This window comes from Pseudomonas sp. HLS-6, from assembly GCF_002753995.1.
GTDB lineage: Bacteria > Pseudomonadota > Gammaproteobacteria > Pseudomonadales > Pseudomonadaceae > Aquipseudomonas > Aquipseudomonas defluvii.
Map to the genome: position 1 here is coordinate 3,118,251 of NZ_CP024478.1, position 25,470 is coordinate 3,143,720.

22 protein-coding genes and 1 pseudogene are annotated in these 25,470 nt (G+C 59.9%); 13 read left to right on the forward strand and 10 right to left on the reverse strand.

The genetic code is table 11. The annotated features are described in order from the left end of the window. Positions 1-230: 230 nt before the first annotated feature. A complete protein-coding gene (locus CS390_RS14460) occupies positions 231-1,568 on the forward strand; it encodes an MFS transporter (protein ID WP_065758663.1) in 1,338 nt (445 codons plus the stop codon). 369 nt (positions 1,569-1,937) lie between these two features. Here CS390_RS14460 and CS390_RS14465 read toward each other — a convergent pair whose 3' ends face one another. The 3 genes from CS390_RS14465 to CS390_RS14475 form a co-directional block, all read right to left on the reverse strand. Next, positions 1,938-4,031, reverse strand: coding sequence for a TonB-dependent siderophore receptor (locus CS390_RS14465; protein WP_099775157.1), 2,094 nt, complete (start codon positions 4,029-4,031; stop codon positions 1,938-1,940). Between the two features lie 146 nt (positions 4,032-4,177). Then, positions 4,178-4,732 (reverse strand): DUF4174 domain-containing protein, encoded by a 555-nt coding sequence (locus CS390_RS14470; RefSeq protein WP_099775158.1) that lies wholly within the window; start codon positions 4,730-4,732, stop codon positions 4,178-4,180. A gap of 248 nt (positions 4,733-4,980) precedes the next feature. Then, positions 4,981-7,341, reverse strand: coding sequence for a DNA polymerase II (locus tag CS390_RS14475; protein ID WP_099775159.1), 2,361 nt, complete (start codon positions 7,339-7,341; stop codon positions 4,981-4,983). Between the two features lie 349 nt (positions 7,342-7,690). Between CS390_RS14475 and CS390_RS14480 the strand changes: the two genes are divergently transcribed. The 6 genes from CS390_RS14480 to CS390_RS14505 all read left to right on the forward strand — a co-directional run bounded on the left by CS390_RS14480 (position 7,691) and on the right by CS390_RS14505 (position 11,676). Continuing rightward, positions 7,691-8,338, forward strand: coding sequence for a sel1 repeat family protein (locus CS390_RS14480; protein WP_371918267.1), 648 nt, complete (start codon positions 7,691-7,693; stop codon positions 8,336-8,338). A gap of 102 nt (positions 8,339-8,440) precedes the next feature. Beyond that, the gene (locus CS390_RS14485; protein WP_099775161.1) at positions 8,441-9,139 is read left to right on the forward strand and encodes an AzlC family ABC transporter permease; all 699 of its coding nucleotides are present in this window, start codon (positions 8,441-8,443) and stop codon (positions 9,137-9,139) included. Beyond that, entirely contained in the window at positions 9,136-9,459 is a 324-nt protein-coding gene (locus tag CS390_RS14490) for an AzlD domain-containing protein (protein WP_099775162.1), read from the forward strand. Before CS390_RS14485 ends, CS390_RS14490 begins: the two co-directional genes overlap by 4 nt. Positions 9,460-9,651: 192 nt before the next feature. Further along, positions 9,652-10,551, forward strand: coding sequence for a lipid A hydroxylase LpxO (gene lpxO, locus CS390_RS14495; protein ID WP_065758656.1), 900 nt, complete (start codon positions 9,652-9,654; stop codon positions 10,549-10,551). Positions 10,552-10,698: 147 nt separating this feature from the next. Further along, on the forward strand, positions 10,699-11,037 hold the full coding sequence (locus tag CS390_RS14500) for a carboxymuconolactone decarboxylase family protein (RefSeq protein ID WP_065758655.1): 339 nt from the start codon (positions 10,699-10,701) through the stop codon (positions 11,035-11,037). Positions 11,038-11,109: 72 nt separating this feature from the next. Further along, complete coding sequence (locus CS390_RS14505) at positions 11,110-11,676, forward strand: GNAT family N-acetyltransferase (protein WP_099775163.1); 567 nt, start codon at positions 11,110-11,112, stop codon at positions 11,674-11,676. Between the two features lie 32 nt (positions 11,677-11,708). Here CS390_RS14505 and CS390_RS14510 read toward each other — a convergent pair whose 3' ends face one another. From CS390_RS14510 to CS390_RS25695, 4 genes and pseudogenes are all read right to left on the reverse strand, one after another. Further along, positions 11,709-12,398: a VIT family protein gene (locus CS390_RS14510; protein WP_099775164.1), complete on the reverse strand. Its 690-nt coding sequence runs from the start codon at positions 12,396-12,398 to the stop codon at positions 11,709-11,711. A gap of 59 nt (positions 12,399-12,457) precedes the next feature. Further along, the gene (locus CS390_RS14515) at positions 12,458-14,104 is read right to left on the reverse strand and encodes a SulP family inorganic anion transporter (RefSeq protein ID WP_099775165.1); all 1,647 of its coding nucleotides are present in this window, start codon (positions 14,102-14,104) and stop codon (positions 12,458-12,460) included. Between the two features lie 69 nt (positions 14,105-14,173). Beyond that, the gene (locus tag CS390_RS25690) at positions 14,174-14,566 is read right to left on the reverse strand and encodes a CZB domain-containing protein (RefSeq protein WP_371917191.1); all 393 of its coding nucleotides are present in this window, start codon (positions 14,564-14,566) and stop codon (positions 14,174-14,176) included. A gap of 3 nt (positions 14,567-14,569) precedes the next feature. Further along, a pseudogene (locus CS390_RS25695) lies at positions 14,570-14,845 on the reverse strand (methyl-accepting chemotaxis protein); the annotation flags it as partial. A gap of 711 nt (positions 14,846-15,556) precedes the next feature. Here CS390_RS25695 and CS390_RS14525 point away from each other — a divergent pair. From CS390_RS14525 to CS390_RS14545, 5 genes are all read left to right on the forward strand, one after another. Then, positions 15,557-15,868: a hypothetical protein gene (locus tag CS390_RS14525; RefSeq protein ID WP_065758650.1), complete on the forward strand. Its 312-nt coding sequence runs from the start codon at positions 15,557-15,559 to the stop codon at positions 15,866-15,868. Positions 15,869-16,038: 170 nt separating this feature from the next. Next, positions 16,039-18,243, forward strand: coding sequence for a bifunctional diguanylate cyclase/phosphodiesterase (locus CS390_RS14530; RefSeq protein WP_099775167.1), 2,205 nt, complete (start codon positions 16,039-16,041; stop codon positions 18,241-18,243). 100 nt (positions 18,244-18,343) lie between these two features. Beyond that, on the forward strand, positions 18,344-18,757 hold the full coding sequence (locus tag CS390_RS14535) for a DoxX family protein (RefSeq protein WP_099775168.1): 414 nt from the start codon (positions 18,344-18,346) through the stop codon (positions 18,755-18,757). Positions 18,758-18,769: 12 nt separating this feature from the next. Further along, complete coding sequence (locus CS390_RS14540; protein ID WP_099775169.1) at positions 18,770-19,174, forward strand: DUF488 domain-containing protein; 405 nt, start codon at positions 18,770-18,772, stop codon at positions 19,172-19,174. A 206-nt stretch (positions 19,175-19,380) separates the two neighbouring features. Continuing rightward, positions 19,381-20,520, forward strand: coding sequence for a diguanylate cyclase (locus CS390_RS14545; RefSeq protein WP_099775170.1), 1,140 nt, complete (start codon positions 19,381-19,383; stop codon positions 20,518-20,520). 32 nt (positions 20,521-20,552) lie between these two features. Here CS390_RS14545 and CS390_RS14550 read toward each other — a convergent pair whose 3' ends face one another. From CS390_RS14550 to CS390_RS14560, 3 genes are read right to left on the reverse strand one after another with little or no spacing between them, the layout of a single operon-like run. Continuing rightward, the gene (locus CS390_RS14550; protein ID WP_371918200.1) at positions 20,553-21,848 is read right to left on the reverse strand and encodes an NAD(P)/FAD-dependent oxidoreductase; all 1,296 of its coding nucleotides are present in this window, start codon (positions 21,846-21,848) and stop codon (positions 20,553-20,555) included. Positions 21,849-21,862: 14 nt separating this feature from the next. Continuing rightward, the gene (locus CS390_RS14555; RefSeq protein ID WP_099776708.1) at positions 21,863-22,951 is read right to left on the reverse strand and encodes a polyamine ABC transporter substrate-binding protein; all 1,089 of its coding nucleotides are present in this window, start codon (positions 22,949-22,951) and stop codon (positions 21,863-21,865) included. 48 nt (positions 22,952-22,999) lie between these two features. Next, positions 23,000-24,358, reverse strand: coding sequence for a glutamine synthetase family protein (locus tag CS390_RS14560; RefSeq protein WP_065758644.1), 1,359 nt, complete (start codon positions 24,356-24,358; stop codon positions 23,000-23,002). A 172-nt stretch (positions 24,359-24,530) separates the two neighbouring features. Here CS390_RS14560 and CS390_RS14565 point away from each other — a divergent pair, with 172 nt between their 5' ends. Continuing rightward, positions 24,531-25,451 carry a helix-turn-helix domain-containing protein gene (locus CS390_RS14565; RefSeq protein ID WP_099775172.1) on the forward strand — a complete coding sequence of 307 codons (921 nt, stop codon included), beginning with the start codon at positions 24,531-24,533 and terminating at the stop codon, positions 25,449-25,451. The last annotated feature ends 19 nt before the right edge of the window (positions 25,452-25,470 follow it).

A 25,470-nucleotide genomic window follows, 5' to 3' on the forward strand; every position in this document is an offset into this window, starting at 1 on the left:
ATGCCAAGCGGCTCACCGCAAGGTGGCCAGGGATTGCGCAGAACCGGATATGGGCTGAATGATTCACCTTGAACGCAACTGAAACATCGTCCGACAAGACTAGATTTACCGGCCTGGACATCGCAGCCAAATGCCCGCAACTACGGGAAAAATGGTCTGAATGGACGATGAAAAAACAGCCGGATGCACTGACGATCAAGCCCACTAGAACAAGACCGGGAGCACCCGCAGTGAACGCATCCAACCCCGTGACATGGCGAACGCATTACGCGCTTTTCGTGCTCGCCAGCATCTACGTTTTCAACTACATCGACCGCCAGTTGATGGCGATTCTGATCGAACCGGTGAAGCTCGAATTCGGCATATCGGACACCGGCATCGGCTTGTTGTCGGGTGTGACCTTCGCGGTGTTCTATACGGTTTTTGGCTTCCCCCTGGGCCGCCTGTCGGATCGCATCGGGCGTAAACCGGTCATTGCCTTCAGTTGCATCGCCTGGAGCCTGATGACCATGCTCTGCGGCATGGCTGGCAGCTTTCTGACGCTGGTACTGGCACGGATCGGCGTCGCTGTCGGTGAAGCCGGCGGTACCGCGCCGTCAGTGGCGATGGTTTCGGACCTGTACCCGGCACGCCGACGCTCGACAGCACTGGCCGTGCTGATGCTGGGCTCAAGCCTGGGTGCGATTGTCGGCCTCGGCCTGGGCGGCTGGATTGCCCAGCATCATGGCTGGCGCTACGCCTTCTTGCTGATCGGCGCCCCCGGTATCTTCCTTGGCCTGCTCCTGCTGTTGACCGTACGCGCGCCAAAACCTGCACTGCCGCCAGCGCACCTGAACAAGGCTGCACTGCAGCAGGAAGGCTGGCTCAAGACGTTGGTCGAGCTGTTCCAGATGCCATCATTCCTGTGGCTGGTGCTCACCGGCGGTGCGGCGGCCATTGCCGGGTATGCGATTGGTACCTGGAGCCCGAGTTTCCTCATTCGCTCCCATGGCCTGAACCTGCAAGAGGCTGGGTTCCTGGTCGGCGTGGTCGGCGGCACCGGCTCGACTATCGGCACCCTGACCTGCGGCCTGCTGACCGACCGAATGGCACGGCGCGATGTCGGCTGGCAAATCGGTGTACCCCTGTTGGGCACGCTGATCAGCATCCCCTTTGCACTGGCCTATTTCCTCTGGCCACAAGGCGTTGCCTTCCATATCGGCAGCATCGCCGTACCGCAAGCGTTCCTGTTCTACAGTGCGTTCGGGTTCTTCGGTGTCTGGTGGGCAACGCCCTGCCTGAGCGCGATCACCCACCTGTTTCCGGCCTCGCGACTGGCCCAGGCCACCGCTATTTTTGTGATGTCGATGACCTTGCTCGGTGTCGGTGTCGGCCCGCTGCTGATTGGCATGCTCAGTGATTTTTTCATCCCGACCCTGGGCGGTGAGTCGCTGCGCTATGCACTCGCCTCTTCCGTCTCGCTGCTGGTGCTGGCGGCGGTTTTCCTAGCGCTGGCACTGCCGCGTTATCGACAGCAGTTGAAGCAAACGGCGCTGGCTGTCCCTCCCGCACAGGCCGTTACCGCCTGACGGCATCAGGTACGCACGCGAACCGTGTTGAGACTATCGCAGGCAAGCCTGCTCCCACCTGGCGCGGGCTCTGTTGGAGCTGGCTTGCCTGCGATGGCGTCGGTGGGGTGCCCGTGAGTACGCGGTGTCTGCATCGCGGGCAAGCCCGGCTCCTACAGCCTGCGCGGGCTCTGTTGGAGCTGGCTTGCCTGCGATGGCGTCGGTGGGGGGCCAGTGAGTGCGCGGCGCCTGCATCGCGGGCAAGCCCGGCTCCTACAGCTGGCGCGGGCTCTGTTGGAGCTGGCTTGCCTGCGATGGCGTCGGTGGGGTGCCAGTGAGTGCGCGGCGTTTGCATCGCAGGCAAGCCTGGCACACGGGGCCGAGCCAGGATCACAGGCTCAAGGCCAGGCTCAGGCTGACGTTGCGCGGATCACCCGGCATGACCCACGCCGCGTTGTAGCTGCGCTCGTAATAGGTGCGATCGAACAGGTTGTTGAGGTTCAAACCAAGCGTAAGGTTCTCCGTCGCCTTGTAATGGGCCAACAGATCGACCGTGCTGTAACCGGGCAAGCGGAAATCGCTGCCAGCAAGGCCCGAGCGCTCGCCTACATAGTTGGCCGCCACCCCCATGTCAGAACCGCGCAAGGCACCGTCCTGGAACTCATACACTGCCATCAGGCTGCCGCTATGCCGGGGAACACCCAGCAAGTCGCTGCCCTTGGGCACGCTGGCATCGCCCTTGGTGACTTCGGCGTCGATGTAGGCATAAGCGCCAATCACGCGCACGGCATCGCTCAACTGGCCACTGAACTGTGCATCCAGGCCCTGGCTGCGTGCTTTGCCCGCCGCGATGCTGTCGCCATTGGCATCGGTGGTGATGACGTTTTCCTTGTCGATCTGGAACAACGCAATCGTCGCGCCCAAACGGCTGTCGAACAGGTCGAGCTTGACCCCGGTTTCATAACCCAGACCTTTCTCCGGCTTGTAGACCTCGCCCTGGGTGCCCATGCCGTTAGGCTTGAACGAGGTCGATGCGTTGGCGAACAGCCCCACCTGCGGTGTCAGCTGATACAACAGGCCCACCCGAGGCGTAACGGCATCTTTTTCCTGGGTGTTACTGACCTGCGTTGCTCGGTTCTGAGCGGTCTGCTCGATATGTTCAAGACGTACGCCGAGCAACCCCCGCAGCCGTTCGGTGAAAACGATCTGGTCCTGCAGGTTCAGGGCGTAACTTTCGGTGCGCTCGAAGAAGTCGTTGGCCTTGACGATGGCAGGTTTGGGTTGGCCATACACCGGGTTATAAACATCCAGGCCATAGTCCAGGGTCGTAGCGCTTTGCGGGTACTTCTGGCTGTTGCGGTAGTTCTCGTACTCCAGGCCAATCAGTGTCTGGTGTTGCCAATTGCCCACATCGAAACGGCCATGCAGCTCAGCCTGGGTGATGTTGTCGTTCCATTCAAAATTCCGCTGACGGTAGAACCGGCTGATGGCCGTTCCCACCACCCGTGAAGCTTCCGAGCTGTCACCGTTGAGGGTGCCCTGGGTGTAATGGTTGGCCAGCCGCAGCTTCCAACTGTCATTGAGGTAATGTTCCAGCGCCAGGTCCAGCGTCTGATTGTCATTGCGGATACGGCCATCGTTGGGTTCGCCCAGGAAGGTCGAACGCTTTACTGAACCCAGTTCGTTGTTCACGGCCGCAATGCCACGGTCGAACACCGACTCGGTACGGGAGAATTCCGTATCGACGAACAGTTGCGTGTCCGGGTTGAGCTGCCAACTCAGCGACGGGCTGACGATCCGCCGCTGGCTGTCGACATGGTCACGGAAGCTGCCGTTATCTTCCACCGCCAGGTTAACCCGCGACAGCAGCGAACCATCGTCGTTGAGCGGAGTGTTCACATCCAGGCTGCTGCGGTAGCGGTCCCAACTGCCGGCACTGGCCTTGAAGCGGGTGAAGGCTTCGGCCTCGGGCCGTTTGGTCACGATGTTCACCAACCCGCCGGGGTCACCTCGCCCATACAGGCTGGCAGCAGGCCCCTTGAGCACTTCGATACGCTCGATAGTCGAGGTATCCGGCGCGCTGTAGCTGCCCCGGTTGACGGCAAAACCATTCTTGTACAACTCGCCGGTGGTGAAGCCCCGCACGCTGTAGTTGAGGAAGGTCAAGCCACCAAAATTGTTTTGCCGCGATACACCCCCGGCAAAATCCAGTGCGCGATCAATGCGGGTGCTGTTCAGGTCATCGAGCACTTGGGCGGGTACCACACTGATGCTCTGCGGGGTGTCGCGGATGTCGGTATCGGTCTTGGTCGCGGTGCTGGAGCGCGTGGCCCGGTAACCCTGTACCGGGCCATCGGCACGCTCTTCAAAACGACTGTCACTGACGGTGACGGCATCGAGGACGATGGTTTGTTCGGCAGTGACAGGCACGCTCAACAGGCCTGCGGACAGGCCAAGGTACAACCTTCCTAGCGGGTGATTCATGGGTGCTCCTTTATTAAATATGTAATAACATAACAATAAAGCGAGCAATATCCTACTGCTTAGCGAGAATCATTTACTGGAAGGAGGGTATCGCGGTGAGTGCCTGCCGCATTGCTGCAGGCACTGGGCTGGCGTGCCGGGAATGATCAGTCTTCAAGCGGCTTGGGCGGCGCTGCCGGTTTTGCTGGCTTCGCCGGTTTTCCCGGCTTGCCCTCTTTGACCTCCTTGCCTGGCGCAGCCTCTGTCACGACAGGTGTCGTCGTAACCATTTCTTTCTCGCTGGCCGGCAACTGATCGATGGTGGTGAAAAGCTCCTTGGGCTCAACCGTACCAATGCGCTCGAGCTTTTTCTCGCCATCCTTGCCCATCAGAATCACCTTGGTACCCACGCTGGCACCCAGCTTGAGCTCGCGAATCAAGGCCATGGTGGTTTGCGGGTCCATGTTCTTGCCGTCGCGTTGACCGATGGTATTGGCGATGGTGAACAGCACCATGTTGCGTTCAGTGAACGCCTGACGGTTGGCCGGTTCATCCAGGGCCTTTTTCAGGCTGACCAGCGTCGGGTCTACCGTACTGGGCGCAATGATGATCAAGGGTCGGGTTCTACCCCGCTCCAGAGCGAGGGGGCCGTCACTGTCAGCGGCCATCAAGGGGCAGGCAACAGCCAGCAGGGTGGCAAGGGTCAGTGAACGAATGAGCATACGCCTCTCCTTCTTGTTTCAATGCTCCATAGGCTACGAATCCTGACGAAAGATCCGACCTGCGAGCCTAAACGACTGTACCGACCATGTACGCAAGACAACGGTAACTTCCGATGACCAAGCCCCACCCGACGCGCTATGAAAGGCTGAATCCATTGAACCAGAGGATAGCTGATGGTCTGCACTTTGCTGCCGTCCATCGGCTCGCAGCATCGAGTTTCATCTAATCCGCGCGAAGGCACCCGGCATTAGAACAACCCCATCTGCCGGTCAATCAGGGCACTGAAGCTATCGCCCACAAACGGCAGGATGGCATCGGCGATTGGCTGCAGCTGCTTGGTCAGGTAATGATCGTAATCGATCATCGCGTTGCGGTTTTCCAAGGGTTCAGGCCCGGCCAAGGTGATCACGTAGCTGATCCAGCCACCATTCTGATACTGGCGTGGACGCCCCTGACGGTCGTTGTAGTCATCGGCCAGGCGCGCGGCACGCACGTGCGGCGGGACGTTACGCTGATAGTCCGCCAAGGGTCGACGCAGGCGCTTGCGGTAGATCAGTTGCTCATCCCGTTCACCCGCCAGCGTCTGCCGCACATAGTCACGCAGATAAGCCTGGTAAGGCTGGCGCAGAAAGATGCGCTGGTAGAGCTCCTGCTGGAACTGCCGGGCCAGCGGCGACCAATCGGTACGCACGGTTTCCAGGCCCTTGAAGACCATCTCGTCACGCCCGTCTGCACGGCGCACCAAGCCGGCATAGCGTTTCTTGCTGCCCTCCTCGGCACCTCGGATAGTCGGCATCAGAAAGCGTTGGTAGTGGGTTTCAAACTGCAACTCCAAAGCGCTTGTCAGGCCGTACTCTGCCTGCAGGTGTGCTTGCCACCACAGGTTGACCTGCTGCACCAGGCGTCGGCCGATGGCCGTTGCATCCTCTTCACTGTGTGTGCGCTTGAGCCAGACGAAGGTCGAGTCGGTATCGCCATAGATCACTTCATACCCCTGGGCCTCGATCAGCTCGCGGGTGCGACGCATGATTTCATGACCGCGCATTGTGATCGACGATGCCAGCCGTGGGTCGAAGAACCGGCAACCACTGGAGCCGAGTACCCCGTAGAACGCGTTCATGATGATTTTCAAGGCTTGGGACAACGGAGCGTTGCGCTCGCGCTTGGCCGCTTCACGCCCCTGCCACACCCGCTCGACAATCGAGGGCAGGCAATGCCGGGTACGCGAAAAACGCGCCCCCCGAAAACCTGGCACCGACGTGGCATCGCCGGGTTCGCGCAGGCCCTCGACCAAGCCGATCGGGTCGATCAGGAACGTGCGGATGATCGACGGGTACAGGCTCTTGTAATCGAGCACCAGCACCGACTCGTACAAGCCCGGGCGCGAGTCCATGACAAAGCCGCCCGGGCTGGCTTCGTCCGGACGGCCACCAAGGTTGGGCGCCACGAACCCCTGGCGGTGCATCAGCGGCATGTACAGGTGACAGAACGCCGCCACCGAGCCGCCACTGCGGTCCGCGGGCAAGCCGGTGACGCTGGCACGCTCCAGCAGGAAGGTGAGCAATTCGGTCTTGGCGAAAATCCGTGTCACCAGTTCGCAGTCCTTGAGGTTGTAGCGCGCCAGAGCCGGCTTGTCCTCGGCAAACATGCGATTGATTTCGTCCATGCGCTGATAAGGCGTGTCGATTGCCTTGCCCTCGCCGAGCAAGGTCTGGGCAACGTTTTCCAGGCTGAACGACGGAAAGCTCCAGGTCGCCGAACGCAACGCTTCGATGCCGTCGATGATCAAGCGCCCTGCGGCACCGGCAAAAAAATGAGAACGACTGCCGTGCTCGCGCCACTCCATCGGCTCGCCTCCACGCCCGAGGATCAACGGGACCTTCAGCCTTTGAGCATGCTCATGAAGTACACGCAGGTCGAACTGCACCAGGTTCCAGCCAATGATCGCGTCAGGGTCGTGACGGGCCAACCAGGTATTCAGCCGCTCAAGCAATTGCGCACGGCTGGCACAATACTCCAAGGCGAAATCCACGGTCTGGTCGTCGCCATTGGCCGGCCCCAGCATGTACACCTGACGCTGGCCACAGCCTTCCAGTGCAATGGAGTACAGCTCACCGCGTTCGGTGGTTTCGATATCCAGCGACACCAGCTTCAACTGTGGGCGATAGCCTGATTCGGGCTTGAGCTGAGCATCCAGCCATACACCGCTGGCGTCGACGCGCCCGGCGAAACTCACCGGCGCGGTGATGAAGCGCTCCATCAGGTAGCGCTCCGGCGGACGAACATCGGCTTCCAGCAGTTCAATGCCGGCCGCACGCAGGCGCTTGTCCAGTTGCATCAACTGACGGTGCTGGCGGCAATACAGGCCCAGTACGGGGCGGTGCTGGAAGTCACAGAGGTCCAGCGGGCGCAGCTCGACCTCTCGCTCGCCAGCCAGCAAGGCCTCGACGCGGTCTCGCTGCTCGGCCAGGACAAAGGCCACGGAGGTTTGCACCGGCAGCCGCACCTGGCGTGGGCCGGCATCGGTCGCCAGCCAGAATTCCACCAGGGTGCCGTCAGGCGTATCCCGCCAATGCCGGGTCAGGACGAAGCCCTGTTGTACATCCACCGCTGCAACCCCTGAACTGAATCGTGAGCGTCGATTCTACCCGAGCTGTCACCCGCTCCGGCGTGTCCTCTGCGCTTAACCGCAACGATGTCGATAACGCGGCCCTGCAGCCGCTTGCCGACAAGGTGCATGACAGGGCATAAGGCATCACTTCAGCTGTCTGCCTGCAGCCGCTAGAATAGCGAGCATCAGGTAACGCCCTTTCCACTGCTGGACCATCGGATCGACCCATGCATACCGTAGTCGGCTCATCTGCTTCGCTCTGGCGTGTACACGTCGAGCACTCATCCCTGCTCACAGGTTGCGCGAAGTGAACCGCTGCCTGCGTCTGTTGACGGTGCTTTCGATAATGGCACCTTGCCTGAGCCTGGCCGACAGCCCTATCGACCCTCACGCCGACCTGCTGTACCGCCAGGCCCTGCCGTTTCTGGAGCAGGCTGACACCCAGGCCAGTACCTTCAGCCCGCAAGCCAACGCAACCCAGGACGACCTGTTGCGCCAGGGCACGACACTGGTGCAAACCCTGACACCAGGTGTGGAGCTGCTGCGCAAGGCAGCGTCGCTCAACCACCCGGTGGCCGAGTACCGACTGGCGCTTTACTACATGACCTACCTGAGCCCCGCCGAAGTACCGGCACAGGCCTGCCCGCTACTTGCCGCCAGCCTCAGCCAGGGGTTCGCACCGGCCTCGCTGCAGATCAACTCGCTGTGTAGCGAGTACCGCGACAGCGATGCCTATCGGGCAGCGCTGAAGAAAGCCGTACAAGATGCCACGCGCTATGCCACCTACTACCCGCAACCGGCCATGCGCCTGGAGTGCCGACCGCAAGGTCGTCGGGGGCTGACGCTGCAATGGGGCCAGCAACGTGACTTTCAGGCCGAGGTCTATCGACTGCTCGGTGCCGTCGACCGACCGCAGCGCCAGATGTGGTACCGCAAGGCGGTTGATGCCAATGGCTGCGCAACCGCCCAGCATCGCCTGACCAGCCAACGCTGAGTGGGATGACATGTGCCAGCTCGCAGCCTGACAAGATCGCTCAAGCAGCGCAGCTGGCACTCTGGCATGCTATGCCCCCCTATTCAGTCGCGTTTGTAGACCATGACTCACCCACACCTCGCCCGCCAGGCGTTCATCCATGGCACCATTGCCATCCTGCCGCTGTCGTTGGCCGTTGCCCCCTGGGGCCTGCTGGCCGGCTCGATGGCCATTGAAGCCAACCTGACACCCCTTGAAGGTCAGGGGCTATCGGCAATTGTCTTCGCCGGTGCCGCACAACTGGTTGCCATCGGTATGCTCAAGGGCGGCGCGAACCTGTTTTCGATCATCCTGACCACCCTGCTACTGACCTCACAGCACCTGCTCTACGGTCTGTCGATGCGCCCGGTGATTTCTGACCTGCCTGTGCGCTGGCGGGTGGGGCTGGGCTTTCTGCTGACCGACGAATTCTTCGCCCTGACCAGCCAGTACGACAAACAACAGTTCAACCGCTGGTATGCGCTGGGCGTAGGCCTGACCTTCTACGTGGCCTGGAACCTGTTCACCCTGGCCGGCATCGTCCTGGGCCAGAACATTCCGCACCTGGACAAACTGGGCCTGGACTTCTCCATCGTTGCCACGTTTGTAGCCTTGATTGCGCCACTGGTACGCAACCTGCCAACGGTGGTGTGCGTCGCGGTTTCGCTGTTCAGTTCAGTGCTGTTCAGTTTCTGGCACTGGGAAACAGCGCTGGTGCTGGCCGGCCTGCTGGGCATGAGCGCCGGTTTCATCTGCCAGAAACTGAGCGGAGGCCGCTCATGATTTTCCTGCTGATCGTCGGCATGGGGTTGGTCGTGTTTCTCAACCGCTACGCCTTTCTCGAGCCCCGCCTGCCATTGCGCCTGAGTTCAAATGCGCGGCAATTTCTCGGTTTTGCCGTGCCCGGCATGCTCACCGCTATCTGCGGGCCGATCATCTTCATGCCCGACCACCAGCTTGACCTCAACCCGGCCAACCCCTACCTGGTGGGCTCGATGGTGGCAGTCGTGCTGGTGTTGTTGACCCGTAACACCTTGATCAGCATGCTGCTGAGCATGGCGTTTTTCTTCGTCTTTCGCTGGTGGATGAACGGTGCGGCGTGAAGCAGTGAAGGCTTGCCAACGATAGCAGTGTTGAAAGCACGGGATTATTGCTGATTAACGGGTAAATCCCTGCTGGATATTGCACATAAGTCGACCTGTCAAACAGTAACAATATGTTCAAAGACTAGGCGCGATTGTTTATGCTGGCGCACTTACGCAATGGCTCATAGCCACACCGACAAGTAACCGTGCATGAAACTATTTCTCGTTCTTCTGTTCGTTTTTTCGATTGCCTATGTCCACCTGCGCGGTCGCGTTCGACACAAACTGACCCGTCAGTTGGGCGACCACTCCAGCTTCCTGGCGCCCGTCAACGTCTTCCTCTACCTGTTCTCCAGGCTGCCCGCCCGGCCCTACCTCAGCACCGATTCATTTCCCGAGCTCAAACCCCTGCAGGACAACTGGGAGGCCATCCGCGAAGAGGCCCAACAGCTCCTGAATGTCGGCGAAATCAAAAGCTCGCAGCGTTATGACGATGTGGGCTTCAACTCATTTTTCAAAAGTGGCTGGAAACGTTTCTACCTGAAGTGGTATGGCGAAAGTCACCCTTCGGCGATGAAGCTGTGCCCACGTACCACAGAGCTGCTGCAAGGTATCGGCACCGTCAAGGCAGCCATGTTCGCCACCCTGCCACCGGGCTCGAAACTGGTTCGTCACCGCGACCCCTATGCCGGTTCTTACCGCTACCACCTGGGCCTGGACACCCCCAACAGCCCGGACTGCTACATCGACGTGGACGGTGAGAAGTACCACTGGCGTGACGGTGAAGGTGTCGTGTTCGATGAAACCTATATTCACTATGCCGCCAACCAGACGGATCAAAACCGCATCATTCTGTTCTGCGATATCGAGCGCCCCCTGAAGTACCGCTGGGCCACTGCGTTCAACCGCTGGTTCAGCCGCAATGTCATGGCCGCGGCTGCCGCGCCGAACGCTGACGGGGACAAGACCGGCGGCATCAACCGCCTGTTCACCCGGATCTACAAGATCCGCGAGCGCGGCAAGGCACTGAAGAAACGCAACCGCGCACGTTACTACGCCGAAAAATGGGCGGTAGTGGCCGTGTTGGCGCTGATCTTCATTTATATCTGACCCGTTATGGCGGCGCCGACACAGTCGGCGCCCACGTCTTGCAAAGACTGCCTACGTCCCTGCCCTGCGCCTATCGACCAACGGCGCAGCAACTGCCGAAAAACTAGCTTCACTGTTCATTTTGTCGAAACACACAAGGTGAACACCATGTTGGACTGGAACGAGTACCGTAAACAGCTGACGGCCGGCATTCGCGACCTCAAGCAACTCTCACCGGACACGGTCAGCGGCTACCTGACCGCCAGTGCTGCCGGCGAAAAAACCAACCACCTCGACGCCAAGACCCGCGAACTGATCTCTCTGGCCGTGGCCGTCACGACCCGTTGCGATGGCTGCATTGCCGTGCATTCGGCACAGGCCGTGAAACACGGTGCCACCCGGGAAGAAATTGCCGAAGCATTGGGCGTTGCAATCGCAATGAACGCGGGTGCAGCACTGGTTTACTCGGCACGGGCACTGGATGCGGTAGGCAAGGTCGAGCCATAATCCCGCCATCGCCAGGCTGGCGCGACACGTCCGTTGCAGCCAGCCCACACGCACGCCCCCTCCGAGAACAGCATGATTCACATCCGCCCCATGACCGCCGCCGACTTCGAGCACTTCTGGCCGACCTTCAAGGCCATCGTCGGCGCCCGCGAAACCTATGCCTTCGACCCCGCCATCACTGTCGAACAGGCACGCCAACTGTGGCTGGAAATGCCCTTGCATACCCTGGTAGCCGAGGAAAACGGCGAACTGCTGGGCTCCTATTACCTCAAGGCCAACGCCGCCGGCCCAGGCGCCCATGTGTGCAATTGCGGCTACATGGTTACCGAGGCCGCACGCGGCCGAGGCGTAGCGCAGGCGATGTGCAAACACTCTCAGCAACTGGCCCGCGATAACGGTTTCATGGCGATGCAGTTCAACTCGGTAGTGTCGAGCAACGAAGTGGCCGTGGCCCTCTGGCAAAAGCTTGGTTTCGAGGTGGTCGGGCGCCTGCCCAAGGCCTACCAGCACGCACGGCTGGGCTTGGTGGATTGCCTGGTGATGTACAAATGGCTAGGCGAAGCTATGCCGCATGAGCAGCCAAAACTGATTGGTCGCAAGAATATCGAGGCGGTGGTGTACCGGCGTCGCGGCCGTTGATTACGGCTGCCACATAACCTGGCGCACGCCCGTCAAGCGGTGACGCCAAACAAAACACCGACCCCCGCCGTCAAGCCCATGGCCAGTGCGCCCCAAAAGGTCACGCGCGCTGCAGCCGTTACCACAGACGCGCCACCGGTGTAGCCTGCCAACACCCCCAGAAGCATCAGAAACAGCAGCGAACTGCCAGCCACGGCATACATCAGCAGCGATTGCGGCACCCATAGAACGATCAGCAATGGCAGTGCCGCACCGACTGAAAACGTACCTGCCGAGGCCAGGGCAGCCTGCACCGGTCGCGCGGCCAATGCTTCGGAAATGCCCAGTTCATCGCGGCCATGCGCACCCAGCGCATCGTGTGCCATCAACTGTGTGGCGACGCGGCTGGCCAATTCTTTATCGAGCCCGCGACCAACGTAGATCTCGGTCAACTCTGCGTGTTCATGTACAGGATCAGCCGCCAGCTCTTTACGCTCCCGGTCCAGGTCGGAACGCTCGGTATCCGCCTGCGAACTAACCGACACGTATTCGCCAGCGGCCATCGACATCGCCCCCGCAACAAGGCCTGCAACGCCGGCGATCAGAATACTTGCAGCACTTGCGCCGGCCGCCGCCACACCCAGGATCAGGCTGGCAGTGGAAACAATACCGTCATTGGCGCCAAGCACAGCGGCACGCAGCCAGCCGATACGCTGTGTTTTATGAGCTTCGATATGCCTCATGAACAACTTCCCGGTGCAGGTGAAAAACGATGCGGCAAGCGTAGCGCCCGCTGTCGAGGTCAGCGCGCAAGCTCGGCAGCGTCAGCCAGTGCGTCACTGAACGCCGCATGGTAATGCTGGCTGCCAATGGCTTGCAGGATGCCTACCCTGCCGAGCTTGCCCAACACCTTGGCATTGGCTTCACAGAGCTTTACGACAATGTGCCGCTTGTGCAGTTGCTGGATGACTTCTTCGAGCATTTGCAGGCCGGTGATATCCATGAACGGTACGTGTTTAAGGCGCAAAATCAGTACGACGGGATCGGTATGCGTCTGGGCCAGGGCACGCTCAAAGGTTTCCGCCGCACCAAAGAACAGCGGCCCCTCGACGGTGTAGATCAACACGCCAGGCGGCAGGTGCTGGTGACCGTTCTGGCGCAGTTCGTGTTCGAGCTCGTGCTCGACGACCTGCTGCACCTCGACGGAGGATGCCATGCGCCGCATGAACTGCAGCATCGCCAGAATCACGCCGATGTTCACGGCGATTACCAGATCGCTGAATACGGTGAGGGTGAAGGTAATGAGCAGAATCGCTACATCGGCGCGCGGGGCACGTTGAACCATACGCTTGAAGTGTTTCAACTCGCTCATGTTGTAGGCGACAACGAACAGGATGGCCGCCAGGGCGCACAGAGGAATGTTCGAGGCCAAGGGTGCCAGGAACAGAATGATCAAGACCAGGGTAATGGCATGGGCAATACCGGCCAGCGGGCTTGTACCGCCATTACGGATATTGGTCGCGGTACGGGCAATCGCGCCGGTCGCAGCAAACCCACCAAACAGAGGGGTTGCCAGGTTGGCGATACCCTGGCCGATCAGTTCCTGATTGGAGTCGTGCCGAGTGCCGGCCATTCCGTCGGCAACCACAGCGGAAAGCAGCGATTCGATGGCCCCCAGCATGGCGATCGCAAACGCCGGCCCAATCAGGTCAATAACACGCGCCAGGGTGATCTGCGGCGGGTTGAAGTCAGGGAAACCTTGAGGGATACCGCCGAAGGCACTGCCAATCGTGGCGACGCCATCGAAGTGAAACAGCGACTGGATCAGCGTCGCAACCACCATGGCAACCAATGGCCCGGGAAAGCGTTTGAGCGCTGCAATTCTGGGGGTGATCAGCACCAGGAACAGGCTGAGCAACGCCAACGACGTCGTGGCCATGTGCAGGTTCGGCAGCGCGAGCAGCAAATGCCAGAACTTCTCGTGAAAGTACTCACCGGTAATTGCCGGCAAGCCGAAGAAGTCCTTCCACTGACCCACCCAGATGATCACGCCGATGCCCGCGGTAAAACCGACGATCACCGGGTCCGGGATGAACTTGATGATTGCACCCAGGCGGGTGATGCCCAGCAGCAACAGGATGACGCCGGCCATCATCGTGGCAATGTGCAGGCCCTCGACACCGTGGGTCGCGGTGACACCTGCCAGGATGACGATAAATGCCCCTGTCGGACCGGCAATTTGCAGCCGGCTACCGCCAAAGATCGACACCAGCAGGCCACCAATGATTGCGGTGTAGATGCCTTGCTCGGGCTTGACACCCGAGGCGATGGCAAAAGCCATGGCCAAAGGCAGTGCAACCACCCCGACAACCACCCCGGACACCAGATTGCCTAGCCAATGCTCGCGCCCGAACAAACCGGCTTTCCATGCTTCACGTATCGCAATCATGCCAGGCTCCTTAACGGCTGCATGTTCATACTAGTAGCATGAGTGCGACCCGCACGCGGCAATCCTCTGCTAAGCGTCCCGGTTAGCCAGCGCAACCAGAACCTGGTTAACCTTCAAGCTGGCGACTTCCATGCTGTTCAACGACTGCACCACGGCATTCCAGTCCTTGTGCTGCGCCTTGTGCAACGCCTCGCTTGCGGACTCGTGGCAGAGACGGTGCGGATCGTCGAGCTGGCTGAATGACCGATCATTTCGGTAGGTTTCCTGGGTTTCAGGCGTGAGGTACCACTTCCCGAGACGGCAGTTCTTGTGGTCCGAGAGCTCAAGGTTCTGGTCTTGATTGAACAGGCGCAGATAGACCATCAACTTGAACAACAGGTGATCAAGCTTGACCGCCTCACAGAACGAACTGAGCGCGATATTCTCGATCAAGCCGGTCATGTGGTCGCCCATCACCACCATTTCATCCAGGGTCTGCGCCGACGACGACACATCGCTGGCCAGGCGGGTTGCCTCGGTGGACAGGTTACCGATCGAGGCGCTTGCCGCCGCCGTATCGGTGTTGATGCCATCCACCAGAACGCTGATGTCCTGGGTCGCCTGATGGGTGCGTTGCGCCAGCGCCCGGACCTCATCGGCAACCACTGCAAAACCACGGCCCTGTTCACCGGCACGCGCCGCCTCGATGGCCGCATTCAGTGCCAGCAGGTTGGTCTGGTCAGAAATCGCCTTGATCAAGCCAACGATGTTGCTGATCTCACTCACGCGGGTCTTGAGTTGGCTGACACTCTCCACGCTGCTCACGCCCTGCTCTGCCATGTGCGTGAGCGAACTGGAGAACGAGGACAGCATCTCGGAGGTTTGGGCAAATACACCGCTATTGGCCTTGAGGTGGTCCACTTCGCCGCGCAGAATTTCTGCCTGATGGACCACGCCATCACGGGTCTGCTTCATGGACTCATCGAACATGCCCAGCTTGTCATGCAGCTCACTCTGGTAGCGGCTGTAACCATTGAGCGCAGCCTGTTCGGCCTGGGTCTGGGCAACCAGATCGGCCAATTGCCGGTTTTCCTGGCGCAAGGCTTCGTTTTCTCGGCGCAACGCGACCAGCTCATCGTCCTGCTCGGCAACTCGCGTTCGCCATTTACCACTAAACATCGCAACCGCTCCTTAGCACCCGTGTGCCAAACGTCATGGTGTCAGTAATCAAAACGCGGGCCTGAAGTCGGTGCACCTTGATCGTATCGAGGAACTTTAAACGCGTCACACTGACGCAGCATTGACATCAATCAGCCATCATCCAAGTATTCAATACTGTTATCAACCATGAGGCAGGCGCACATATCAAACAGCAGCAACTGAGCACGGGCGGCTTGAACGTTGATTCATGTCAGTGAACTGCAACAGGCGTTGCTGTACATAGCCCGTCCACCTTCGTAGGGATGCAGTGCCATGTACGAGTCCAACCAGGCAGCCCGAATCATCTGCAGCAATGAAGTGCTAGCCGACCAGCTACGCCCGCTGCTGGCTAACATCGCGCCAGACTGCGAGGTGCTGGTTGTACCGAGTGATTGCAGTGCCGCCCCCCTTTGTCGCTGGCTAGGTGACGCGCACCTCGGGTCGACCGGGCGAGTACACGCGGCCTTGGTCGAAACGACCGAGGTTTTGGAGCAGACGCGTCATGCCTTCAAATCCCGGGAACTGGGGATGTTACGGCGGCGTCTGGTTGGGCTGCTGGAGAAGTTGTCAGACAATCCAGAATGATGTAATTATGCCATCAGTAGGTTCCGCTAGAAGCGGGAACCGGCTTTGCCGAGCAGGACATCGGGCCTGAAAGACGAAGCGCCGTGACCATGCGTTCTTGAGCAGAATGCAGGGGCACGGCGCTTTTTTTTCAGCAGAAAACGTATCTGTACAAGTACAGGGCCATGTGAATGAAGGTGACAGCAGATCTGACGGAGTTGCTTAAACGTATTCGCCTCGACCAGGAGGAAATCGCCGAGCGCTTTCGCTTTCTAGACTGGAGCGCAGCGGATGCCGAGCGTCTCAGCGCAGCAGCAGCGCGCATGGCCCCTGCTCAGCCGACGTTCATCAATCGGCTGTACCGTCACCTGGAGCAGTTTGCCACACCGTCTGCACTGCTGCGCACGCCCGAGATCACTACCCGCCTGAAGCACAGCCAGGCGGAGTACTACCAGCGCTTGTGGGCTGGTCTCTACGATGATGCCTACATCAACAGCCGCCTGCGCATTGGCGTGATCCACCAACAGGTCGGCCTGGAGTTGAAATGGTACCTGGGCACCTACCGTCTGTACCTTGACGATATGCTTGCCAGCCTATTCGGTGACAGCGATCAGGCCACGCTTTACTCAAGCCTGTTGAAGGCCGTGTTCTTCGACATGACCCTGGCCATCGACACTTACAGCGCAGCGCAGCACAAGGCGCTGGAAGACAGCGAAGCACGCTTCGCCCGTGCACTGCGCGGTGCCAACGACGGCATCTGGGACTGGCACATCGACCAGGATCGACTGTATGTATCCGAGCGTTGGGCCAGCATGCTCGGCCTCAGCCGCGACAGCATGGGCGAGAGCAGTGCCAGTTGGTTCAACCGCGTTCACCCGGACGACTTGCCGGATTTTCGTCAAGCCATCGATGCTCACCTGCAAGGGCGGACCGCCCTCGTGCACCATGAGTACCGTATCCGCCAAAGCAACGGTGACTATACCTGGGTACTGGCACGCGGGGTCGCCGAAGTCACCACACCGGGCCAGTTACGCATGACCGGCTCGCAGTCCGATATCAGTGCCCGCAAAGACGTCGAGCAACGCCTGATGCATGCCGCTCACCATGATCCGCTGACCGGTCTGGCCAACCGCATACGCCTTGATGAGCAAATGCAGAAGACCATCATGAAAGAACGCAGGGGCGGCGACTACGAAGCTCTGCTGTTCATCGACCTCGACCGCTTCAAGCTGATCAACGATAGCCTCGGCCACAGTGTCGGTGATCGCGTGCTGGTCGAAGTGGCCCAGCGCCTGAGAAACGCGCTGCGTCCCAGTGATCAACTGTTCCGCTTCGGCGGCGACGAATTCATCGTCCTGCTTAGCGACCTCAGCTGCAGCCTTGACGCCGAACACATCTCCCAGCGCATTCTGGACAACCTGCATCAGCCGCTGCATATCGACGGCCATACCCTTGTGGTCAGTGCCAGTATTGGCATCGCCCCCATGCACGAACATGGCAAGGCGCTGGATGTCGTGCAGGCCGCCGACCTTGCCCTCTACAGCGCCAAATCTGCTGGCAAGGCACGCTTTGCCCACTACAGTGAAGCCTTGCAGGACGATGCACAGCACCATCTGGAACTGGAGTCCGCGCTGGGCCAGGCACTCCAGCACGATGAATTCGAACTGCACTACCAACCGATCTATCGCCTGGACCAAGGGGTACCACAGGTGTGCGGGGTGGAAGCGCTGCTGCGCTGGCGCCAGGATGAACGCCTGATTTCACCCCTGGAGTTCATTCCAGCGCTGGAGGAATCAGGAGAAATCATCCACGTCGGCGAATGGGTACTGCGCCAGGCCTGCCAGCAGACCCGCACCTGGCAGATGGAAGGACATGAGCACATCCGCTGTTCGGTGAACATTTCCAGCCTGCAACTGCAACAAACCGACTTCACCCCCAGGCTGATCGACATCCTGCAGGAAAGCGGCCTGCCCCCTGCCAGCCTGATCCTGGAAATTACCGAAAGCCAGTTGATCAATGAGGACTCGAACACCTTGGCCTGCCTGAATGAACTGGCCAGCCTGGGCGTATTGTTGGCGTTGGACGACTTTGGCACCGGATACTCATCACTCGGCTATCTCACGCGCTTTCCACTGCACATTCTCAAACTGGACAAGAGCTTCATCGGCGGTATCCCGTTCAATAGCAAACAAGGCACGATCAGCCAGGCGATCATCGGCCTTGGCCGGAACCTCGGCCTGGAGGTCGTCGCCGAGGGCATCGAAACCCCGGCACAACTCGATTTTGTGCTCAATGAAGGCTGCCACTATGGCCAGGGTTACTGGTTTAGCCAGCCACGACCGGCCGACCAGATGCAACGCCTGTTCAACACAGCGAACAGCTTAGAGACGCGGTGATGGGCTGGCTGCAGGTACTCACCTCAGCCTTTGCGCGTACTGGCACTCGGCGACGCAATGACTAGACTCATGGCATTACATTCAGCATCGGGTAAAGACCATGCGTTACACCCTGTTTGAACAGCAGAAAGACTTGATCATCCTCATCGCACGCCTTTTGCTGATGACTATTTTTGTCATGTCTGGCTGGAGCAAGCTGACCAACTTCGAAGGTACTGCAGGCTATCTTGCGTCGCTTGGCGCACCGATGCCGCCCGTGGCAGCAGGGATCGCAATACTGATGGAGTTCTTCGTCGGCATTGCCCTTATAGTCGGTTTTTTTACCCGGCCACTGGCGGCATTGATGGCGTTGTTCGTGCTGGGGACGGCACTCATTGGCCATCCCTTCTGGAGCATGCCTGAGCCCGACAAGGCCGCCAACATGATCCAGTTCTACAAGAACATCAGCATCATGGGAGGCTTGTTGCTGCTCAGCGTGACAGGCGCAGGCAAGTTCTCGGTCGATCGGCAGTAACCCGATCCCCCCATGATTCAGTGCAAACGCGCCTACACCCCAGCAGCCGCGGAAGACGGATACCGCGTTCTGGTTGATCGGCTGTGGCCGCGAAATTGTCGGAAAGACCAGCTGTTGCTGAACGCGTGGCTGCAAGACGTTGCACCCTCTACGCACTTACGCAAGGCCTTCAAGTCCGGTGAACTGGATTTTGCCCAGTTCACCGCGGCCTATCGGCAAGAGCTGGCCGCACATCCGGAGTATTGGCAAACGCTTTTGCCCCATGCCGAAAAGGGTACGCTTACCCTTGTGTTCGCAGCCAGGGATCCGCAGGCAAACAATGCCGTGGTCCTCGCCGACTGGCTGGAAGAGGCGCTTGATCGATCGGCAGGCGCAAGCTCGCCTGTGTGCTACCTGGGTGACTTCCCAGAGTACTGATGAAAGTGAAGTGGGTTTTAGGGGCTTGTACATGACGCAGGTTGGCTATTTTCCGGTATTTTCCGGGTGGCCTCTGGATTGCATAGATACGTCGCTGAGTTATCCTTTATATTCGTAAGGTTTTTAGCACTCGCGCGCCTGGGTCGATGACAGTCAACCATCCCCCAACTGCGCTGATGGAGCAGTGTCATGATTGGGCGGCGCGAATGAACCCTTTTGCACTACAGCATGACCAGAATGTGCTCATTGCCGAGCAAGTTCGTACCGACCGCTTGCATCTGCTGTTCCGTCAGTCTGTAACGGCGGTGGTCGGCAGCTTCATTGCCGCCTGTATGCTCTGCTGGCTGTGCTGGGAACGTGCGGATCAATCCGTCATTCTGTTATGGATCTCACTGCTCGGTGGCGCAACACTGCTGCGCATCGGCTTGTTCCTGGCCTACTTTCGCAGCCATGAGCGCGAACGCGTTCCTGACCGCTGGGAAGGCAAATACTGGATCACCCTGGTGCTCTCTGCCGGCCTCTGGGGGCTCGGCGCGCTGGCGATAATGCCCAGTGATGACCTCCTGGCGCAGGCGATCGTACTGCTGTTTACCGTCGGCATGGCCGGCAGCGCCGTGTCCTGCTACTCGGCATACCGATCCATGACCTTGTCGGCCATGGGGCTGGTCTTGCTGCCGTGCACGCTCTGGCTACTGCTTCAGCCATCGGCGATGCAGGTCGGCATGGCCATCGCCGCCCTGTTGTTCTCGGCATCCATCGTGCGGGCGACGCGCGAGCTCTCCGAGGCGCTGGAGAAAGCCTTTCGTCTAACCCATGAAATGGAGCACGCACACCGCATTGCCAGCTATGCCGCGCAGACCGACGAACTCACCGGCCTGAACAATCGCCGCGCATTTTTCGAGCATGCCCAGCAACTCTACAGCTACTGCAAGCGCAATCAGCGCCCTCTTTGCGCCCTGGTGCTGGACATCGACCACTTCAAGCAGATCAACGACACACACGGCCACCAGGCCGGTGATGAGGTTCTGCGCCAAATAGGTGCAGTGATCCGGGCGTCCTTTCGCGAATCGGACGTCTACGGCAGGCTTGGCGGTGAGGAGTTCGCGGTACTGCTGGCAGATACCACCCTGGAGGCAGCGCTACGCATTGCCGAACAGCTCGGAAAATCGATTGCCGAGATGCCCTTGATGCTCGAAAAAACACGAACACAACGCCTTACCGCCAGCCTCGGGGTAGCCTTGGCGAGTGCCGAGGATATGGACCTGCACGACCTGTTGAACAATGCCGACAAAGCCATGTACCGCGCCAAGGCCCTAGGCCGCAATCAGGTGGTTGCGGCCGAGTAACCCTCCTCGTCCTTTTAACGAGAATACTGGCGCTACCCCAACAACTCCCGCAGCCGATACCACAACATCCCCAGCGCCAGCAGCGGCGAGCGCAAGGCCGGGCCACCGGGGAAGGTCATGTGCGGCACTTTGCTGAAGATGTCCAGGCCATGGCTGTGCCCGGCATGAATCGCTTCGGCCAGCAGTTTCGCGGTCCAGTGAGTGACGTTCAGGCCATGGCCTGAGTAGCCCTGGGCATAGAACACGTTCGGGTGCTGTTGCAAACGCCCAACCTGGGGAAAACGGTTGGCCGTAATGCCGATCTTGCCGCCCCATTGGAAGTCGATGCGCACGTCGGCCAGCTGCGGGAACACCTTGAGCATTTTCGGTCGCATGTAGCTGGCGATATCCGCCGGGTCGCGCCCGGAATAGTGACACGCGCCACCGAACAGTAAGCGCCGGTCAGCGGTCAGGCGGTAATAATCCAGGCCGACTTTCTGGTCACACAGGGCCAGGTTCTGCGGGATCAGCGCGTTGGCCACGGCGGGCGCCAGCGGCTCGGTGGTGATGATGTAACTGCCAGCAGGCAGCACCTTGCCGCTCAGGCGCGGCTCCAGGTCGTCCAGGTGCGCGTTGCACGCCAGCACCAGGCTTCCCGCCTTGACCGTACCCTTGGCACAACGCACCTGTACCGTGTTGCCGTGGATCAGTTCCAGCACCGGGCTTTGCTCGTAGATACGCACGCCCAGTGATTCGGCCAGACGCGCTTCAGCCAAGACCAGATCAAGGGGATGAAGGTGGCCCGAGCCCATGTCCAGTAAGCCACCGGCATAAGCGTCCGACGCCACGACCTGGCACATGTGCTCTGGCCTGATCAGTCGGGTTTCATGGCGGTAACCCAAGGCTGCGAGGCTTTCCTGCTCCTCGCTGAAGGCGGCGAACTGCGCAGGCGTATTGGCCAGCTCACAGAACCCCCAGCGCAGGTCGCAGTCGATCGCGTGTTCACGAATCCGCGTGCCGACCACCTCGACCGATTCAATACCCGCGCGCTGCAGGTAGCGCACGCCCTCCTGGCCGACATGACGAGCAAAGCCTGAAACGTCGTGACCGATTCCGCGAATCAATTGGCCGCCGTTGCGCCCACTGGCGCCCCAGCCGACTCGCCGGCCTTCGAGCAGCACCACCGAGAGCCCCCGCTGGGCCAGCTCAATCGCGGTGTTGACCCCGGTAAAGCCGCCGCCGATCACACAGACATCGGCGATAACATCCGATGCCAGTGCGGGATAGGCAGCCATGTGTTTCGCCGTTGCGTAATAGTACGAACGGGCATGTTCCGACGACGTTGCCATGGTACGTGCTCGACTCATTGGTTGGATTTCACTTTGCTCCAGGCGCGGGTCATCAAGCGCATGATCGCAGGCGGCAGCGTTTTCGAGATGTACAGCTTGTCCAGCACGGCTTGCGGCGGATAGACCTCCGGGTTGCTGGCAAGCTCGGCCTCCATGTACGCCTTGGACGCCGGGTTCGGGTTGGCATAACCAACGGTGCTGCTCACGCTGGCGATCACTTTTGGCTCAAGCAGGTAGTTGATGAAGGCATGGGCTTGTGTGGTGTTTTTGGCATCGGCGGGAATCGCCAGCAGGTCAAACCACAGGTTGCTGCCTTCCTTGGGAATGGCGTAGGCGATGTGAACACCGTTTTTTGCATCCTTGGCACGGTTGGCGGCCTGGAACACATCACCTGAGTAACCCATTGCCACACAGATATCGCCGTTGGCCAGGTCCGTCACGTATTTGGAGGAATGAAAATAGGTGATGTACGGCCGCAAGGTCATCAGCTTGGCTTCGGCCTTCTTGTAGTCTTCAGGGCGGGTGCTGTTCGGGTTCATGCCCATGTAGTTGAGTACCGCCGGAAACAGCTCATCGGCCGAGTCCATCATCGCCACGCCGCACTGACTGAGCTTTTTCAGGTTCTCGGGCTCGAACAGCACGGCCCAGGAGTCGATGTGGTCTACACCCAGCACCTGCTTGACCTTGTCGACGTTGTAGCCGATGCCGTTGGTGCCCCACAGATAGGGCACCGAGTGCGCGTTACCGATATCGTTCTTTTCCAACAGCTTGAGCAGCGCCGGATCGAGGTTCTTCCAGTTGGGCAGCTCGGCGCGGTCCAGTTTCAGGAACGCGCCAGCATTGATCTGGCGTGCCAGAAAGTGGTTGGACGGCACCACCACGTCGTACCCGGTCCGCCCTGCCAACAGTTTGCCCTCCAGGGTTTCATTGGAGTCGAATACGTCGTAGATCACCTTGATCCCGGTTTTGCCCTGAAAGTCAGCGAGCGTGGTCTCACCGATATAGTCGGTCCAGTTGTACACACTGACACTTGGCTGAGCCTGGGCAAGCGTACCGAACAGCAAGGCAAAGCCCGCCGGAACAACGGTTTTCATAAGACGCATATCGACACCTTTCATATTGTTTTATCGATGGTTATGACGTGGCCGAAATCAGACGCTGAGCAACAGGAACTCACGCTCCCATGAGCTGATGACCCGCTTGAAGTTCTCGTGTTCGGCACGTTTCACCGCGACGTAACCGCGCACGAACTTACTGCCCAGGTAGCGCTCGATGGTCGGGCAGTCTTCCATGTGCGCCAGCGCATCCTCGATGGTGATCGGCAGGCGCAGGTTGCGGCGCTCATAGGCTCGGCCCTGCACGGCGGCACTCGGGTTGATCTGCTCGACCATGCCCAGATAACCACAGAGCAAGCTGGCGGCAATCGCCAGGTAGGGGTTGGCATCCGCCCCTGGCAGGCGGTTTTCCACGCGCATGGCTTCAGGGCTGGAGGTCGGTACACGCAGGCCCACCGTGCGGTTTTCTTCGCCCCACTCCACGTTCACCGGCGCCGAGGTGTCCGGCAGGAAGCGGCGGAACGAGTTGACGTTGGGTGCGAACATCGGCAGCACTTTCGGGATGTACTTCTGCAGGCCGCCGATGTGGTGGAGGAACAGTTCGCTCATCTTCCCGTCGGCATCGACAAAGATCGGTTTTCCGCTGGCGATGTCCACAACGCTCTGGTGCAGGTGCATGGCACTGCCTGGCTCATCCCCTATCGGCTTGGCCATGAAGGTGGCGGTGACGTTGTGCTTGAGCGCAGCCTCGCGCATCGTGCGCTTGAACACGGTGATCTGGTCAGCCAGGTCCAGCGCATCGCCATGACGGAAGTTGATTTCCATCTGCGCCGGGCCGTCTTCGTGAATCAGTGTGTCGAGGTCCAGGCCCTGAGCTTCGCACCAGTCATAGACGTCTTCAAACAGCGGGTCGAATTCGTTGGCGGCGTCGATTGAAAACGACTGCCGACCACTTTCGGCACGGCCCGAGCGGCCCAGCGGGGCTTGCAGCGGCAGGTCCGGATCGTCGCAGCGCTGGGTCAGGTAGAACTCCATCTCGGGCGCGACGATGGGTTGCCAGCCTTTGTCGGCATACAGCTTCAAGACGTTCTTCAGGACGTTGCGCGGCGACAGTTCGATCGGGTTGCCGAGCTTGTCGAAGGTGTCGTGAATCACAATGGCAGTCGGCTCTATGGCCCACGGCACGGCATAGATCGCGTTTGAGTCTGGCCGACAGATCATGTCGATATCGGCCGGGTCGAGCAGGTCGTAGTAGATTTCGTCGTCGACGAAATCGCCGGTCACCGTCTGCAGCAGCACACTTTCCGGCAGGCGCATGCCCCGTTCATGCAGGAACTTGTTGGTGGGCGCGATCTTGCCACGGGCAATCCCGGTCAAATCGCTGACCACGCACTCCACTTCAGTAATCTTGTGTTCTTTCAGCCAGGCGGACAGCTGATCGAAAGGGGTATTCATAAAAACCTCGTTGTTGTTTTGGGGTGGCACCCGACATGGCGCCTTCTACGCATCGCGGGGTGCATGGCTTCCCCTGCATCGCGTTGAGGACTATCTTGGGCGAGCGATCGGGCTTCGATCTATCCACTTTGAACACAACAAAATGCACCAATGTAGTGCATTGAAGGTTTCCATGACATCGCTGAACCCCTTGCGTGTCCAGGCTTTTACCACCGCCGATGTTGCCGAACAGGTGCGTGCGACCCCTGGCTGGGCACAGCACTATCAGCAGATGTCCCCTGGGCATTTCGCGGGGCTGGTGCGCTGCCTGGACCTACAGGGCGTGGACGTCTACGAAGAACGCATGAACACTCGCGTAGAACAGAGCTTCAGCGCACCCAGTGGCTCACTGGCGTTCTGTTTCGACCGCAGCGACAACAGCCTTTACGTGTTGAACGGCGAGAGCCGCAATATCTGGATCACTCCGGAGAACTACCAGGAAGTGGCCGTGGTGTTTGGGCCGGAGTTCGTTCGTGGGCACGGGCTGGATGTCGCCGCGATGGAAGGCCTGTTCATGGCGCCGCTCAACTCCCAGCAGAATGCCTTGTTCAGCAGCTGGCTGAGCAGCACCCTCACCCGACTCTCGCAAAGCCTCGACTCACCCGACCAGGGCGCACTGGCCGAGCAGTTGCTGGAAGACTGTTTGTTCATCCTCGACAACGCCTGTGCCCGCCTTGGGCAGAACGAGCTGTGGCGGCGCACCGAAGAGCGCAACATCATGCGCAGGGTATGCGAGTGGGCGGCGGACTCACCCGAGGAAACCGTCAACTTGCTGGAGCTCTCGCACATTGCGGGAGGATCGTTGCGCCAACTGCAGAGCGCCTTCAAAGCCTATACCGGCATGACCCCGACCCACTGGCTACGCCTGCGTCGCCTCAACGGCGCACGACGCGAACTGCTCAAGGCCCGCGATGTGACCGTGGCGGAAGTGGCAATGCGCTGGTCGTTCTGGCACCTGGGGCGGTTTTCCAGCAGTTACCAGGCACTGTTCAAGGAGCTTCCGAGCGAGACACTGAAGCGCAACGGGTTCCGCTTGCCCCTCAAACACGGCTAACCCGGCGGTGAATGGATGC

What these genes read in the sequence shown, in the direction of transcription:
- CS390_RS14465 (WP_099775157.1), bottom strand. Translation starts at nt 4,031, where the DNA reads ATGAATCACCCGCTAGGAAGGTTGTACCTTGGCCTGTCCGCAGGCCTG.
- CS390_RS14470 (WP_099775158.1), bottom strand. Translation starts at nt 4,732, where the DNA reads ATGCTCATTCGTTCACTGACCCTTGCCACCCTGCTGGCTGTTGCCTGC.
- CS390_RS14480 (WP_371918267.1), top strand. Translation starts at nt 7,691, where the DNA reads ATGGCACCTTGCCTGAGCCTGGCCGACAGCCCTATCGACCCTCACGCC.
- CS390_RS14485 (WP_099775161.1), top strand. Translation starts at nt 8,441, where the DNA reads ATGACTCACCCACACCTCGCCCGCCAGGCGTTCATCCATGGCACCATT.
- CS390_RS14490 (WP_099775162.1), top strand. Translation starts at nt 9,136, where the DNA reads ATGATTTTCCTGCTGATCGTCGGCATGGGGTTGGTCGTGTTTCTCAAC.
- lpxO (WP_065758656.1), top strand. Translation starts at nt 9,652, where the DNA reads ATGAAACTATTTCTCGTTCTTCTGTTCGTTTTTTCGATTGCCTATGTC.
- CS390_RS14500 (WP_065758655.1), top strand. Translation starts at nt 10,699, where the DNA reads ATGTTGGACTGGAACGAGTACCGTAAACAGCTGACGGCCGGCATTCGC.
- CS390_RS14505 (WP_099775163.1), top strand. Translation starts at nt 11,110, where the DNA reads ATGATTCACATCCGCCCCATGACCGCCGCCGACTTCGAGCACTTCTGG.
- CS390_RS14510 (WP_099775164.1), bottom strand. Translation starts at nt 12,398, where the DNA reads ATGAGGCATATCGAAGCTCATAAAACACAGCGTATCGGCTGGCTGCGT.
- CS390_RS14515 (WP_099775165.1), bottom strand. Translation starts at nt 14,104, where the DNA reads ATGATTGCGATACGTGAAGCATGGAAAGCCGGTTTGTTCGGGCGCGAG.
- CS390_RS25690 (WP_371917191.1), bottom strand. Translation starts at nt 14,566, where the DNA reads ATGGTGGTGATGGGCGACCACATGACCGGCTTGATCGAGAATATCGCG.
- CS390_RS14525 (WP_065758650.1), top strand. Translation starts at nt 15,557, where the DNA reads ATGTACGAGTCCAACCAGGCAGCCCGAATCATCTGCAGCAATGAAGTG.
- CS390_RS14530 (WP_099775167.1), top strand. Translation starts at nt 16,039, where the DNA reads ATGAAGGTGACAGCAGATCTGACGGAGTTGCTTAAACGTATTCGCCTC.
- CS390_RS14535 (WP_099775168.1), top strand. Translation starts at nt 18,344, where the DNA reads ATGCGTTACACCCTGTTTGAACAGCAGAAAGACTTGATCATCCTCATC.
- CS390_RS14540 (WP_099775169.1), top strand. Translation starts at nt 18,770, where the DNA reads ATGATTCAGTGCAAACGCGCCTACACCCCAGCAGCCGCGGAAGACGGA.
- CS390_RS14545 (WP_099775170.1), top strand. Translation starts at nt 19,381, where the DNA reads ATGAACCCTTTTGCACTACAGCATGACCAGAATGTGCTCATTGCCGAG.
- CS390_RS14550 (WP_371918200.1), bottom strand. Translation starts at nt 21,848, where the DNA reads ATGGCAACGTCGTCGGAACATGCCCGTTCGTACTATTACGCAACGGCG.
- CS390_RS14555 (WP_099776708.1), bottom strand. Translation starts at nt 22,951, where the DNA reads ATGCGTCTTATGAAAACCGTTGTTCCGGCGGGCTTTGCCTTGCTGTTC.
- CS390_RS14560 (WP_065758644.1), bottom strand. Translation starts at nt 24,358, where the DNA reads ATGAATACCCCTTTCGATCAGCTGTCCGCCTGGCTGAAAGAACACAAG.
- CS390_RS14565 (WP_099775172.1), top strand. Translation starts at nt 24,531, where the DNA reads ATGACATCGCTGAACCCCTTGCGTGTCCAGGCTTTTACCACCGCCGAT.